The organism is Paenibacillus sp. FSL R7-0198 (assembly GCF_038000415.1).
Lineage (GTDB): Bacteria > Bacillota > Bacilli > Paenibacillales > Paenibacillaceae > Paenibacillus.
The window spans coordinates 3,320,125-3,334,733 of sequence record NZ_JBBOCB010000001.1; the positions used below are offsets into that span (position 1 = coordinate 3,320,125).

At 48.1% G+C, this 14,609-nt stretch carries 15 protein-coding genes; 2 read left to right on the forward strand and 13 right to left on the reverse strand.

Annotated elements, in window-relative coordinates; genetic code table 11:
* Positions 1 to 23: 23 nt before the first annotated feature.
* The 4 genes from MKY87_RS14275 to MKY87_RS14290 all read right to left on the reverse strand — a co-directional run bounded on the left by MKY87_RS14275 (position 24) and on the right by MKY87_RS14290 (position 2,638).
* The gene (locus MKY87_RS14275) at positions 24 to 185 is read right to left on the reverse strand and encodes a hypothetical protein (RefSeq protein WP_017691697.1); all 162 of its coding nucleotides are present in this window, start codon (positions 183 to 185) and stop codon (positions 24 to 26) included.
* Positions 186 to 299: 114 nt separating this feature from the next.
* Positions 300 to 584, reverse strand: coding sequence for a hypothetical protein (locus MKY87_RS14280; protein ID WP_340965078.1), 285 nt, complete (start codon positions 582 to 584; stop codon positions 300 to 302).
* Positions 585 to 637: 53 nt separating this feature from the next.
* Positions 638 to 1,636 carry a glycosyltransferase gene (locus MKY87_RS14285; RefSeq protein WP_340965081.1) on the reverse strand — a complete coding sequence of 333 codons (999 nt, stop codon included), beginning with the start codon at positions 1,634 to 1,636 and terminating at the stop codon, positions 638 to 640.
* A gap of 18 nt (positions 1,637 to 1,654) precedes the next feature.
* A complete protein-coding gene (locus MKY87_RS14290; RefSeq protein WP_340965084.1) occupies positions 1,655 to 2,638 on the reverse strand; it encodes a phosphotransferase family protein in 984 nt (327 codons plus the stop codon).
* A 161-nt stretch (positions 2,639 to 2,799) separates the two neighbouring features.
* Here MKY87_RS14290 and MKY87_RS14295 point away from each other — a divergent pair, with 161 nt between their 5' ends.
* Positions 2,800 to 3,390, forward strand: coding sequence for a TetR/AcrR family transcriptional regulator (locus tag MKY87_RS14295; RefSeq protein WP_340965086.1), 591 nt, complete (start codon positions 2,800 to 2,802; stop codon positions 3,388 to 3,390).
* Between the two features lie 371 nt (positions 3,391 to 3,761).
* Positions 3,762 to 4,340 (forward strand): NAD(P)H-dependent oxidoreductase, encoded by a 579-nt coding sequence (locus MKY87_RS14300; protein WP_339788006.1) that lies wholly within the window; start codon positions 3,762 to 3,764, stop codon positions 4,338 to 4,340.
* Positions 4,341 to 4,804: 464 nt separating this feature from the next.
* Here MKY87_RS14300 and nikE read toward each other — a convergent pair whose 3' ends face one another.
* From nikE to MKY87_RS14345, 9 genes are all read right to left on the reverse strand, one after another.
* On the reverse strand, positions 4,805 to 5,605 hold the full coding sequence (nikE, locus tag MKY87_RS14305; RefSeq protein WP_340965089.1) for a nickel import ATP-binding protein NikE: 801 nt from the start codon (positions 5,603 to 5,605) through the stop codon (positions 4,805 to 4,807).
* 138 nt (positions 5,606 to 5,743) lie between these two features.
* Positions 5,744 to 6,550 (reverse strand): ABC transporter ATP-binding protein, encoded by an 807-nt coding sequence (locus tag MKY87_RS14310; protein WP_339790417.1) that lies wholly within the window; start codon positions 6,548 to 6,550, stop codon positions 5,744 to 5,746.
* Positions 6,551 to 6,588: 38 nt separating this feature from the next.
* A complete protein-coding gene (gene nikC / locus MKY87_RS14315; RefSeq protein ID WP_036606611.1) occupies positions 6,589 to 7,419 on the reverse strand; it encodes a nickel ABC transporter permease subunit NikC in 831 nt (276 codons plus the stop codon).
* The gene (gene nikB, locus MKY87_RS14320) at positions 7,416 to 8,360 is read right to left on the reverse strand and encodes a nickel ABC transporter permease subunit NikB (RefSeq protein ID WP_091035776.1); all 945 of its coding nucleotides are present in this window, start codon (positions 8,358 to 8,360) and stop codon (positions 7,416 to 7,418) included. The genes nikC and nikB overlap by 4 nt, the downstream gene beginning before the upstream one ends.
* Before the next feature lie 248 nt (positions 8,361 to 8,608).
* Positions 8,609 to 10,243, reverse strand: coding sequence for a nickel ABC transporter substrate-binding protein (gene nikA, locus MKY87_RS14325; protein WP_340965094.1), 1,635 nt, complete (start codon positions 10,241 to 10,243; stop codon positions 8,609 to 8,611).
* 294 nt (positions 10,244 to 10,537) lie between these two features.
* Positions 10,538 to 11,479 (reverse strand): glycoside hydrolase family 113, encoded by a 942-nt coding sequence (locus tag MKY87_RS14330; RefSeq protein ID WP_340965097.1) that lies wholly within the window; start codon positions 11,477 to 11,479, stop codon positions 10,538 to 10,540.
* Between the two features lie 72 nt (positions 11,480 to 11,551).
* On the reverse strand, positions 11,552 to 12,589 hold the full coding sequence (locus MKY87_RS14335) for a glycoside hydrolase family 130 protein (RefSeq protein WP_340965100.1): 1,038 nt from the start codon (positions 12,587 to 12,589) through the stop codon (positions 11,552 to 11,554).
* A gap of 228 nt (positions 12,590 to 12,817) precedes the next feature.
* On the reverse strand, positions 12,818 to 13,651 hold the full coding sequence (locus MKY87_RS14340) for a carbohydrate ABC transporter permease (RefSeq protein ID WP_340965103.1): 834 nt from the start codon (positions 13,649 to 13,651) through the stop codon (positions 12,818 to 12,820).
* Positions 13,652 to 13,653: 2 nt separating this feature from the next.
* Entirely contained in the window at positions 13,654 to 14,541 is an 888-nt protein-coding gene (locus MKY87_RS14345) for a carbohydrate ABC transporter permease (RefSeq protein ID WP_340965105.1), read from the reverse strand.
* Positions 14,542 to 14,609 lie beyond the last annotated feature (68 nt).

Sequence of the window (14,609 nt, forward strand, 5' to 3'; positions counted from 1 at the left end):
CTTCAGAATTCAAGCAATATCGCTTATCGTCCGAATGAGGTCAAGGCAGGCATCTTCTCGCAAATGTTAACTTCCGTATATTCAAAATTGGACAGACTTCTCCCGTTGGTCAGAAAAGTATGAACAATGCCAGCCATAGCAATCGGCAGCTGGCTAATACGGTTGTTAAGCATCTCGTGATTCACCTGTCTTCACCTCCCTTGTCATAATTAATGTCAATATATCACAGACGGATGCGTTCCTGCAACCAGCCCATCGCCCAATTCACCCTTACCTGTACAGTAGTTTCATTATTCCGCTTAGTGCCTGCCTCGTCGCCGAAGCATTACATCCCTGATCGCCACCGTAATGAGTGTTAACATTCCCGAGGTACCCAGTGATGCGCCAAGCAGGGCATACCCGATGCCGTTCCACCCGCCAATATCGATGCTGATCATGATTACAACGGCACCGCCGAGCAAGGCCACACATGGCAATATATATTGAACCCACGTCATTCGCCGTCCTTGTAATCGGTAGATAAGCCATTCAATCAGCAGCTGCACCGCCCACATTCCCAATGTCCACAAGATCAGTACTTCCATAAGGTTCCCCTCCTGTTGCTGGATGGATCAAGCCCTTTGTTACAGACCTTACGTTACTTCAACCAATCCGAGAAAAAGTTCTGGTACCCTTCTTTCATCTTCGTGCGCGAAAAAGCACCAAACGCATACTCACGGTTGTCTTCTGACACACTGCGCGGCGCAGCCGCAGCCATGTTCACCAGTTCAAACCAGTTATCCTCGTTGCCTGCAAAGGCATGCGTGGATCGAATGTGACCGTAGCAAGCATGCTCCGGTTTCACGACCATTTTACCCATCGCCATCGCTTCCGTCAGAGGCATCGCAAACGTATCAAAGGCCGAACAATTCCAATACACCTTGGATGAGTTCATCAACGTAAATATCTCATCCTGCGTAAGCGCAAACTTCAGCTTCACGTTGGCAGGAATGTCGTACTTCTTCATGGTTTCCTTATAGCGAACACCGCCAAACACCATGTACACTTCCTTGTCCGGGTTCTGCCGCGCATATTCCAGAACTAGATCCGGGCGACGGTTCGCTTCATCCCTACCGATCCAGAGCACCCGATTATGCACAACCTGGCTCGGGTCATAGTGCCGGTTCGCCAGCTCTTCGCTAAAGCCAATCGGGATGACGTTCACGTCATGTACGCCGAAATTGCGGCCCAGTTCTGTTTTCAAAAACTCCGTCTGTACAATCGCTTTATCCACCATCGTATAAAATGGCTTCATCATCTCATATCCCGTTAGTGCGGGATCGGGGAAACTGTGCGGGAACAATACACTCTTTGGTAAGAACATCTTCAAAAACGTAAACCCGGATACGGTGTAGATGACATGCTCTATATTTTGGCTATGAATCTGGTCCAGCACGATATCGTAGTTCACCAGGTCACCTTTCTCATGCTCATACCCCGGCAACCAGTCGTATCCGCTGACATGACGCTCCGGCGAGATGAACACAATATCCACACCCAGCTCCAGACCAATCTGCTTCAGCCGATCCGCAAATACGCGTGGCCCCTGTGCTTCCGTGAATTGAATTTTACGCATAACAAGTCCGACTTTACGCAAGCTTCTCACCCCTCATTTCTATTCCTCACCCATGTGCTTCATGCACTGTTCCAGCGTTGCTGCCGTCTCATGCCACTGGTTACGCAGTTGTTCCTTCGGCCACACACATGCCTCACTTCTCAGGTCACCATCAATCAAACGCAGCATCCAGAGTGAAAATACAATAGCATAGGCGTCGTACCATTCTGCAAAAGAAACCCGTTCAATCTGTACACCCAAGCTCCCCAGTTTGTCCAAATAAACATCAATGACCCGCTCTCGCAATGCAGGCGTAACCGTTCTGGGAAACAGCGGATGCGAGAGATCCACTAGATGAACTACGTCCCACAGCGGCGTATTCAGATGGGCATGCTCCCAATCCAAGATGACCAGTCTGCCGTCCACCTCCGCCATGTTACCTGGATGCAAGTCTCCGTGACATAAAACGGTTGGAAGTTGCTCCTCAGCTGTGAGAATCAACGTGGCAATCTTGTCCCAATCCGATGGAGACAACCGTATATCCAGCTTGGACAACAGGTCGTCCGTAGATAGTCTGTGCATTTGTAACTCATCCAACATCGTGCGAATAGACGGTTTCTGCCCCACGCGAGGCAGCTCACTCCAATCCGTAACAGACAACGCATGCCACGTTGCCATATGTACCGCTACCCCAAGCATTGTCTCTTCTTGTGAATCATGCATCAGTTGTCCCAGATCCTCGTAGATCATCCAGCTCTGTGCCGGGTCAGTGGTAAGATCCGACGCTGCAATAAGCTGCGGATAAATTGGTGGTAAGCCTGACATTACACGCTCGTACATCCATCGTTCCCGTCCGTGCTGTGCAGGATTCGTCAGCGGTTTAAAAATATAACTGCTACCGGTAGGAACAGTGAATCGCTCCACATATCGTCCGTTCATCCCTTTATACAACTGTTCGCGGCTTGTTATATAGTGATCATTCAGCATTCCTTCGGGTGTCACCCAACTGTATGCATCCATCTCTTCTTTCACGCTATCCACCATCCGTTTCGTTCTCCTTGCTGCTCCCAATTATGATTTCTATTCATCATACGTTGCCGTTCACAAGCCTGCAAGCTTTGTTCGTAAGCGCTTATTCAGCGTCTCAATTTGGAGTTTCAAAATTGCTTGTTGCATTTTAGTTAGTAATCACTTACTATACAATCATGAAGAACAAATCTCATGTGGATAGCAAAAAGAAAGATATCCTACAAGCGGCGATGCGCTTGTTCGCAACCAAAGGCGTTGACGGCATATCCGTCAAAGAGATCGGTGACGCCGCCGGAGTAACCGATGCGGCGATCTACAAACATTTTAAAAATAAAGATGCCGTTGCCCTGGAAGCCTTCACCCAATACTGTGTCGACTATACTTCACTAATTGACGGGTATGTTCGACAGGAAGGTCCGGTGCTGGAACGCTTCAAGCAACTGGTTACCAAGGTTCTCCATCTTCATGATGAAGATCCCTACGGGCTGCTGCTGATTTCACAGAATCATGAAATATTCATTGAAGCCGGAAGCAGCGAGGATTACCGTCAGCCATTGGATGCGTTAATGGATCTGATCGATCAGGGAATGATGCGGGGTGAGCTGCCTCAGCAGGATTCACGGCTCACAGCCGTTCTGGTAATCGGTGCAATCACACGTATGGCGGTCTCCAGTATGCAAGGTGAGTTACCCGAGTTGTTGGTACCCTACACTGGAGAGACGGTTCACCGTCTTGCATCGATGTTGGGGCAGGTACCACAAGAGTAGCGAGGGAGATGGGAAGCCATTTGCCCATGCAGAACTCCAAAAAAGGTTCAGAGTTGCACGTTAATAAAAGTGCGTGTTCAAAAAGTCTGGGTTTCAGTACTGAGAAGATGGGATGAAGATAGAAATAGAGTAGCGAAGCGTAGAGAAAACTACGTGAGCAACGGACATCTCAGCTGAATCCCATCTTCGATACGGATGATGCCGCTAGGCATGATTTGGAATCAAAAGCGGACTTGTTGAATAACTTCTAAAGAGAATCGTCAACATACCATCAGGATATACGGATGGATTACCGGGTCATACGTGACCTTTTCTTTTTGCACATGAGGTTAGTGTTCATTAACTAAAATAGTCAGGACGTGTCATCTTCCATGAAAAAAATATTAATTATTCAAGGCAACCCCGTCTCCCCCAGTTACAACGGTGCAATCGCCGAGGCGTACCGCAAAGGTGCGGTGCGAGCGGGTGCCGACGTCCGCATGATTACCCTGAACGAGTTGGCATTCAACATGAATCTGGAAGGAGGATATCGTAATAAACTTCCACTTGAACCAGATTTGCTGGAGGCCCAAGAAGCAATCAAGTGGGCCGAGCATCTTGTATGGGTATTCCCAATATGGTGGGGAGGACCGCCTGCCCTGCTGAAAGGTTTCGTTGACCGAATCTTCATGCCAGGTTACGCCTTCAAGTATCAAAAAGGAAAACCTTTCCCGGATCAACTGCTCAAAGGCCGCACCGCCCGCATGATCACCACGATGGATGGTCCGAGCTGGTACTTTAAATGGTTCCAAGGTGAGCCTGCACATAAAATGATGAAAATCTCCACATTTGCACTGACTGGCATCAAACCTGTGCGGATAACAACTGTAGATCAAGTTGGTAAGAAGTCAGATGAACAGAGAAAGAATTGGCTTGATAAGATTGAGCAGCTTGGGCGGAAGATGGGGTAAAAGATTTTTGCAAAAAACTTCATCGGAAGTATATGTTCACCTTGTAAGTTAAATCAAAGATCTGGGGATAGGCGTAATTCAGAGGTAGTCCTGTTTTTCGCGAGTAGCGCAGTGTAATTTTAGTTTAACTTATATCAGAAAGCAGGAAATGTGCCTATTCCCAGTTACAAAAAAAGGGTTGTCCCTACGTCTTGTTCAAGACGCAGGAGACAACCCTTTTAGCATTCATTATGATCTAACGAACCGTAAACACGCTATTAACGCCATTTCCGATAAGTCTGAGGTTTAACGAATCTTAGACGCGTTATTTCCTCGATCTGTGTATCATTTGGCGGTTTTAAACTAGTTTGCACCGGAATAACTTCACTGAGGTTCGTTACATTTTGCATTCCTTGCTAAATCGCCAATTAACGCTCACTCGGTTCGTTAGCGACTTGCCCATCTACAACCATACAAACAACGTATTACCCAAACGAAATACGACCTGATGGATGCTCAGGCAAAATAGCTGTAACCAACTGCTGCACAGCCGGATGATCCGACTGCATTACCGAATCCCCGGCATCACCGTTATAGACAATCCTGCCCTGATCCATCACGGCAATGCGGTCACAGATCGTCATGGCGGCCCGAATGTCATGTGTGATAAAGAGATACGATAACCCGTAGGACGCTCTTAGCTCAGCCAATAGAGATAAGATTTGCGTCTGGTGCACCATATCCAGGCTGCTGATCGATTCGTCCAGTACGATTAACTTTGGCTTGAGCGCGATGGCTCGTGCGATGTTAATTCGCTGTAATTGCCCACCGCTGAACTGGTGCGGAAGCTTGTTAGCATCCTCTGGTGTAAGTCCCACCTGCTCGAGCAGTTGTCCAATCACACGAAGTTGTTCTTTTGCCGAAAATCGCTCGTAATTATCCAGCGGCTCCCCAATGATCTGCGCGGCAGTCATGAGCGGATTCACCGCCGAATAACAGTCCTGGAACACGACCTGTAGATCACGCCGTAATCCCTTGAGTACTGGTTTGCTGGATCGGTAGATATCCTGTCCTTGAAACAAAACCTGACCCTGGCTGGGCTTCTCCAGACCAAGAATGATTTTGCCCAAGGTACTTTTACCTGCCCCGCTCGTACCCAGGAGCCCCAGACACAAACCCTTTTCAATCGTAAGTGAGATGTCTGCCAGCACAGGAGGACGCGCTCCCGAACGATCCAGCCAGTTGCGTTTGCCATAGCTATGGCTTATTTCACGTACCTGAAGCATCAGGTCATCCCCCTCTCTTGTACTTGGCAGAAGCAATCTCCGAAGAGGCCGAATCTACACATCACCATGCCCATTCCACCTCTACGACTACCCGCTCTACACATACACTCACTGAACGATTCCACTCTTTATTAGTCGCTATCGTCCTAAAGACATACTGGGTCTGGCATTTAACAACATCCGTGTATACTCATGCTGCGGGTGATCGAACAGTTGGTACACATCTGCTTGCTCCACAATACGTCCCTTCTGCATAACCGCGACTTCGTCTGCCATTTGCGAGATCACGCCCAGATCATGGGAGATGAGCAAAATGGATGTGCCATATTCCGTACGTAAACGATCCAATTCCTGAAGCACCTTGAACTGATTCACGACATCCAGTGCCGTCGTTGGTTCATCTGCAATGACCAGCGCTGGTCGCAGGCACATCGATATGGCAATCATCACCCGCTGCAACATTCCACCGCTCAGTTGGAAGGGGTATCGTTTCATCAGCTTGGCCGGCTCGGGCAGGTTCATATCTGCCAAGGCAGCAATAGCCCGCTCCCCGGCCGCTGCTTTGGACATACCTGTGTGCGTACGCAAGGTTTCAATGAATTGAGATCCAATCGTATATACGGGTGTAAAAGCATTCATCGGGTTCTGCATAATAAATCCGATGTCCTTGCCCCGGATGCGTCGCATCTCCTCACCTGACAATGAGCCAAGCTCCCGTCCATTCAGACGGATGCTGCCCGACACTTCCATCCGGCGTGAATCAAGCAGATGGAGCAAGGCGTTACACGTAACGGTCTTGCCACTGCCACTCTCGCCGACCAGACCGAAGACACGACCTTTTTTTAATTCGAAATTAATAGGCGCAAGTAACGGGACTGAACCCTCCGCTGTTCTAAGATTCACTTGCAGACCACGAACTTCGAGTACCTTCGCTGCATCATCCATCGTTACGTTCACCTCCATATGCCTTTGGTTCCGAACCACTACCTTTTTGCAATGCCATAACGCTCGGATAACGCTTCACCCAAGATGTTGAACGTAATGACTACCAGCAGAATCAATGCACCTGGGTAGATCATCAACTCCGGATGACTGCGAATGTAACCTGTTCCTTCATGAATCATGGCTCCCCACTCTGCATTCGGTGGTTGAATACCGAGTCCCAAGAAGGACAGAGCGGATATATCCATAATCGCCCATCCCATCTCCAGCGTGCCCATTACAACGATGGGACGCTGCACGTTGGGGATGATATGTTTGCGGATAATCGTCCACGAAGAGGAGCCGCTAATCCGCGCCGCCGCGATGAAGTTCCGTTCCTTCAGACTAACGACCATGTTCCGGCAGATGCGTGCATAATACACCCACTGTACCATCATAAGGGCTAGAAGCACCTGCATCAGACCTGGACCAAAGATCCCTACAATGCCCAGCACCAACACCAGATTTGGAAATGCCATAATGCCTTCACACAAGCGCATCAGCAGACTGTCAACCCAGCCACCAAGGTAACCGGAGATCGAGCCTACAATGACACCTATGAGCAAAGATGACAGGAAGATCAGGGTAGCAAATCCAAGCGACACTCTCGCTCCATACATCAGCCTAGTGAGATTGTCGCGTCCCAGATGATCCGTTCCGAGCCAATGCTCAAGCGATGGACTCGCCAGCTTCTGCAACAGATTCACCTTCACAGGGTCATGAGGAGCAATCCATGGGGCTAATAACGCGATCACGAAGAAAAGCAATATGATCACCGAGCAGATCTGGATGGCTCTCTGTCCTTTAAATACCGCACGCCATTTGTTTATCAATGTTCTGCCCGTCCTTTCGCTGAAATCCGTGGGTCCATAACGAGCTGCACCAGATCAACGAGCAGATTGCATACGATGAACAGGCATGCCGCCAGGAAGACATAACATTGAATCACGGGAATATCCCGGTTAAATATCGCATCGACAAAATAACGGCCGAACCCAGGCCAGGAAAACACCTGCTCTACAATAATGGTGCCTGTGAGCAGCTTGCCCATACTCATCCCCATCCCCGTGATGAGGGGCGATATAGCGATCTTCAGGACATGTTTCAGCATGATGACTCGTTCTCGAATCCCGCGTGTTCTTGCATATTGTACATATGTCTCCTGCAATTGCTCCAGTACACTGGAACGCAGTAATCGGGTGTAGATCGCAATAAGAATCAAGGAGAGTGTAATCGTAGGCAGAACCAGATTCTCCCACGATCCACGTCCTTCCACAGGCAGCCAGTCCAGCTTTACGGAGAAAAAGAAGATCAACAGATAACCGAGCCAGAATTGCGGAATAGATGCTCCAAAATAGGAAATCGCCCGGCTGACCATGTCAATCCAGCTATTCTTGTACACCGCCGCCAGTATTCCCAAAGGAATACTCACCAAAGCCGATAACAACATACTCCAGAAAGCCAGTTCAGCCGTAGCCGGAAGCCTTAATTTCACTTCATCCCATACAGGTTTATTGGTGAGATACGAAGTGCCAAAGTCGAGCTTGGCAATCTTCTGAATCGTATGCGCATATTGGGTTAATAAAGGCTGGTCCAGACCGAACTCATGCCGCTTTTGCGCAAGTAGCTCCGGTGTCGGATAGATATGAGCGGCTGTCAGATAAGCCTCGGCTGGATCAACCGGTGAAATATGAATAAGCGCAAAGGTAACGAGTGTAGCGATAAAAACGATAGGAATGATCGCGATCATTCGTTTACCGATATAACTGATCACCAAACGTTCCTCCCTGTTCTCAAGCTACATGAGCTTATTACTCTTGAAATCACTATATAAGTTCAACTAATTTTTTTACACGAGAACGGAGAGGACAGAAAAAACCTGAAGAAGCGTAGCGTTCGCCTTTATCACCGGATTTTCCCTTTAGAAAGGGAATCAAAAAAATCTGGGGATAACAGCGATCGGAAGGTTATTCTGTCATCGGAGTGGCACGTGTAAACATTCTTGAGTTGAACTTATACAAATTATTGATTGCCCAACTCAATGCCTACAAACGGATTTTCATCACGATTCGCCGGGAAAATAAAGTTGGAAATTTTCTTCTGATATACAGCCGTTTTCTTAATATAAGAGATCGGTACAATCGCCGATTGCTCCTGAAGTGTTTTCAGGATGGAGCCATATAACTCCTGGCGTTTCGTCTCGTCTGTAGATGACAGTGCTGCATGCACCTGATCGTCCAGTTCCTTTTTCATCGGCAACGCACTCAGGGTCTCGGAAATCCCGAATCCAGGGCTCGCCACAACGTTAATGAATGAATGTGGATCATATGGAGCGCCATAGTTGTACCAGAAATACAGGTCGAAATCATTGGCTTTCAGACGTTTGATCTGAACCGTCAGTTCCAGTCCAGTGAGATTTACTTTAACCCCAAGCTCGCTCCATTCCGCCTGAATGGTCTCAGCCATCGCTTTCTGAATCGGGTCCGTCTTGTCAAAAATCATCTCGAAATCAAGCTGCTGACCGTCTTTTTCACGAACCGTACCACCGGCCGGCAGCTTCCAGCCCGCTTCATCCAGTAATGCTTTGGATTTCTCCACGTCATACGTGATTGGTTCCAGGTCTACATTGGTGTACGGATAGTTTTTGGACAATACGGTATCGGCTGGTTCTTCCAATCCGGAAGTCACGCCTTCCACCATCGCCTGTTTATTAAACCCTTGCTGAAGCGCCTTCCGTACTCTGACATCGGACAGCTTGGGATTGGAAGAGTTCAGCAACAGACTGCGAGTTCCTACAGGATCAGATAATTGGGTCACATATTCATCATTGTCACGCAGCTCCTGGAACGCATCCAGACTGATCATACCTTCACCATAGATCAGATCGAGATCGCCTTTTTCAAAAGCAAGGACACGAGTTTCACCGTCAGGAATGATTTTGACCGTAATCTGATCCACCTTTGGTGCTGTTCCCCAATAATTCGGGTTGCGTTTGAAAACAGCATATTCGTCCTGCTTGTATTCAGCCAGCATCCACGGGCCCGTTCCAACCGGCTCTTTGATGCCTTGGGAAGTATCTCCGTCATCAGGAAATCCAGCTTCACCCAGGAAGCGGAAAGGACGAACCACCGACAAGTCCTGAAGAACAGGATAATACGGCTCTGTGAGTGTCAACCGGAAAGTCTGATCGTCCACAACCTCCGTCTTGTCGAGCACACCTACAATGCCCAGCCAGCTATGTGTATCTTTATTTTTCATTACAGCATCAAAGTTCTTTTTCACAATCTCAGCATTAAATGGTGTACCATCTGAGAATTTCACACCTTGGCGAAGCTTGAATGTATATACTTTGCCGTCATCGGAGATTGTCCATGATTCTGCCAGCGCAGGTTCCAGTTTTCCGTCCTTCTGGTAACTGATCAGTGGCTCATAGAGCATGGATTGGGCAAATAATTGCGAAGGATTGTACGTATGCGGATTCATTGTACCGATATCACGTGGCCATGACATCGTAATCGACTTCGTAGATGTTTGATCCGAAGCAGCAGATGAGGATTCATCTCCACTTCCTGTATTGCTGCAACCCACAATAACGAATAACAACAAGAGCATAGTTGCCAGCGTGAGGGCCGAAGATTTGCGATGTTGAACAGACATGGATGTTGAACCCCTTTTCTCTATTTTATGATAATGATTATCATATTCATCCATTAAGAATAGGCAGGAGCCCTCCTTTTGTCAACAAAATTCGACATAGTATGCATCACTACTAAATATGCCAAAAAAGCCCTTCCTATAGGAGGAAGAGCCTCTCGACCTGAATATGAATCACAACTGAAAAAATAAGTTCCACAATAATCTGCTATTCCTTGCTCACAGCAAGGTAATCACGAAAGTACATATGCAGATATATTACTGAAATCCATCTTCGTGCGCCTTCTTGTTTCTCGTTTAAACTTCTACAGTGATGCCCTCATAGAAACGTCGAATCGCCTGCTCCGCTGGCTTGCCGTAAACTCCATATCCGTCATCGGTCAGCGCATCCTTCTCCGCGTGCAGATGTGCGCTCCAATCCCACAGACCGAATCCGCGTACCCAATGACGCTGACTGACATGCCGGAACATGGCCTCATAGAAACGCTCCTGTTCCTCCGCACTTACTTCGCCTTCCAGTCCCCAATCGTTTGGTACCTGGGCTGATCCACTGCGGCTGGGACAGCCTGCTTCTGCGAAGAAGAAAGGTTTGCCGTAGGGAGCAATGGCCTGCTCAATTCGATCCAGCTGTGCCTCCCAATCTCCGATGGGATAGTACCCACTGGAAGAGATGACGTCCACAGCATCCCACCAGTTCACATGACCTTCCTGATATTTGTCCGTGTTGTATGACACCAGTCCAGTGTACACTTCACGCACACCAGCGATCACCTCGCGCCACTCTTGATCCCGACGCTCGGATTGCACCATCTCACAGCCTACAATGAACATCTCACACTTTTCCTGCTCTGCGATCGCTGCATAATGCTTCTGAAATGCCGTGTAGCTGCGGAACCAATCCTTCCACTTCGGCTCACAAGGCACATCGATATCAAAAAAGTTAATGTGTGCACGCCATGTGCCGTCGGTGCAGTTAACGGTTGGTTTCAGAATGATACGCAGCCCGAGTGTACGAGCATAACGAATCATATCGATCAGTTCATTATCCTCCACCAAATGTGCACCCCGATACTTCACTTCTACTGCCTGCGGATGATCCTGATGTGCCGCCAGTGCAAAAATAACATGTGAACTGCCTGTACGTTCAGCCATCAGGCGCAAGGATTCTTTGGCTTCCGGCTTGCGGAAGTCTCCCCTGCCACTCATCCAGCCAAATGTAAATCCCTTGATATACTCCATATACATTGCTCCCCAATGTTTCTGTTCACTTAATGAAAAAAGAATGACCTAATATATACACTTTCACTTCAATTACAGCTTGCCTTCCTCGTGATCACCAGCGATGACTTCGTCCGTCTCGATCACATAGTTCACGATCTCTTCGATGGTCGTGTAAGCGACGCCCACATACGTGTCGGCAGCGCCGTAATAGATGGCGATACGTCCGGTATCAGCATCATGCAGTGTTGCGCAAGGGAAGATGACGTTATCAACAAAGCCTTGCTCCTCGTACCATTTCTCTGGTGTCAGCACAAAGTTGGACGAACGATATTTTACTTTGGACGGTTCATCCAGATCCAGAATGACCGCACCCATGCTATAGACAAAACCGTTACAGGTTCCAGTTACGCCATGGTAGAACATCAGCCAGCCTTCGGACGTTTCGATCGGAGCGGGCCCGCCTCCAATTTTGACCGATTGCCACCAACCTTGGCCGCCCTTGCTCATCACATGACGATGCTTGCCCCAATACACGAGATCCGGGCTTTCACTCAGGAAGATGTCCCCGAATGGGGTATGTCCACTGTCACTTGGTCTGGACAACATCACATAGTTATCGTTGATTTTGCGTGGGAACAACACGCCATTCCGGTTGAATGGCAGCATTGGATTTTCGAGGCGGACAAATGTTTTGAAGTCATCCGTCTTCGCCAGTCCCAATGCAGCGCCGTAAAAATCAGTACACCAGATGATGTAATACGTATCCTCGACTTTGACCAGACGTGGGTCATACGCATAGTTCGGCATAAACGGATCGCCATTTTCATCTACAAATGCAATACGTTCCTCTTCAATCGTCCACTCCAGACCATCCTCACTCGCTCCCATGTGGAGGTGCGGACGTCCATTAACAGTTTCAGCACGGAATACGCCAATAAACTTTCCTTCATAGGGTACAACGGCACTGTTGAAAATGCGGGCAACGCCTTTGACTGGGTTACGCGGAACCACGGGGTTCGCCGAGTGTCTCCATACCGGGCCTTCCGTTCCCTCCGGTTTGGCTTCCCATGGCATATTCGGCAAAGCGTCCCCAACAATGTGTACGTTTTTCGTTTCGGCAACTGACATTTTTCATTTCTCCCTTCGGTTAGGCTTTATGAAATGAATAATTAAAATTGCACTAGACCACTTTGATGACAGAACAACCTTCCGATCGCCGTTATCCCCAGATTTTTTTGATTCCCTTATAAAAGGGGAAAATCCGGTTATAAATGCGACCACTCCGTTTCTCCAGCTTTTTTCTGTCCTCTTCGTTCCTGTGCATTCTCACATGCATTTCATATAGCCTCTCGTTTTTTATTTAACAGAACCTTGCGCGAAGCCGTTGTAGATGTATTTCTGTAATAACAGGAAGATGATCATGGTTGGAATAATGGCGATCATGATGCCGGCGCTGATGACCTCCCACTGCGATCCGAACGGTCCCTTGAATTTGAACAAGGCGGTGGATATGACCTGTAGATCGGTCTTTGGCATGTACAGGAACGGTGTGTAGAAGTCGTTATAGATGTTCACACCCTTCACGATAATGACCGTTACAATAGCCGGTTTCAGCAGTGGCAGAATGATTTTCCAGTAGATCGTGAAGTACGAAGCACCGTCCAGCATGGCGGATTCATCCAGCGCACTTGAGATTGAGCCAAGGAACTGCAGGAAGATATAAACCGCGATGATATCTGTACCCAGGTACATCACGATGGCTGCCCAGCGTGTGTTAAACAGGTCGAGAGCGTTGATGATCTGGAATGTGGCGACCTGTGTCGTAACACTTGGAATCAGGGTAGCGAGCAGGAATGCCGCGACCATGATTTTCTTGCCTTTGAATTTGAACCGATCCAGCACATATGCGATCATGGAACCCGTTAAGGTCGCCCCTATAATGGAGATGACCAAGATAATAATGGTGTTTTTGAAACCGACCAGCATGTTGCCATCCACAAAAGCCTTAGCATAGTTCGCAAAGTTCAGCCAGTTGGCTGGTGGGGCAAGCGGGCTGCTGGTAGCGTATTCCGCATTCGTTTTGAGAGATGCAAACAGGATGACCACGATAGGTAACAGTGCGATAAACGCCGCAAACACCAGGGAAGCATATTTAACCACGCTCGCAAGGGTGTATTTGAATTGTGTCACGTTTATTCCTCCCCTTTCATGGTGATGCGCTGCACCAGCGTAACAAGAATAACGATCAAGAGCAGCACCACAGCCATGGCGGATGCCAGTCCCAGCTTGCCGTATTTAAACGCCAAATGAACCGTCTGGATTACAAATGTCATACTGCCGTTGGAACCATCGGTCATGATATATGGAATATCGAACGCACTAATTGCGCCGCTAATCGCCAAGATCAGGTTGAGCTGCAGGATGCGTGTAATGCTTGGCAGGATGATGTGGCGGAATTGCTGCCAGCGATTGGCACCATCAATATCGGATGCTTCATACACATCCTTCGGAATGGAGGAGATTGCACCCAGGAAAATGATAAAGTTGAAGCCCATGTATCTCCATACCGATGCACCTGCGAGTGACACGTTGATAATATTCGGATTTCCGAGCCATAGCTGCGTGTATTGTTCCAGCCCTACAGCATGCATGAGCATATCGAGTGTACCGTCTGGTTTGAAGAAAAAGAGGAAGATAAAACCGATGGCTACCCCATTCAGCAAATAAGGAAAAAACAGTATGCCTTTGAAGAAGTTTTTGCCTCGAACTTTGAAACTCAGAATGGTGGCAAAGTAAAGCGCCAAGCCCATCTGTAAGAACGTAGCCACGAAGTAATACAAGCTGACAATAAATACTTTGAAGTATTCGGGATCACTGAATATGCGAGTGTAGTTCTCAAAGCCAACATAATCGAACCTTTTACTATATCCGTTCCAATCGGTGAAACTGTATTTGAACATGTTGATGACTGGCAAGTATGCAAATGTAAACAGCAACGCCAGCGGAATAATTGAGAAGGCACAGATGATAAATATGCGTTGCGCTGAGTAGCCCCAATTCGAAAGTTTTAAGTACTTCATGCTCTCCACACCTCCAAGCGGTTCTCCCGCCTATATATCGAAAGACTCCCGTCCAATGGAATTTCTGC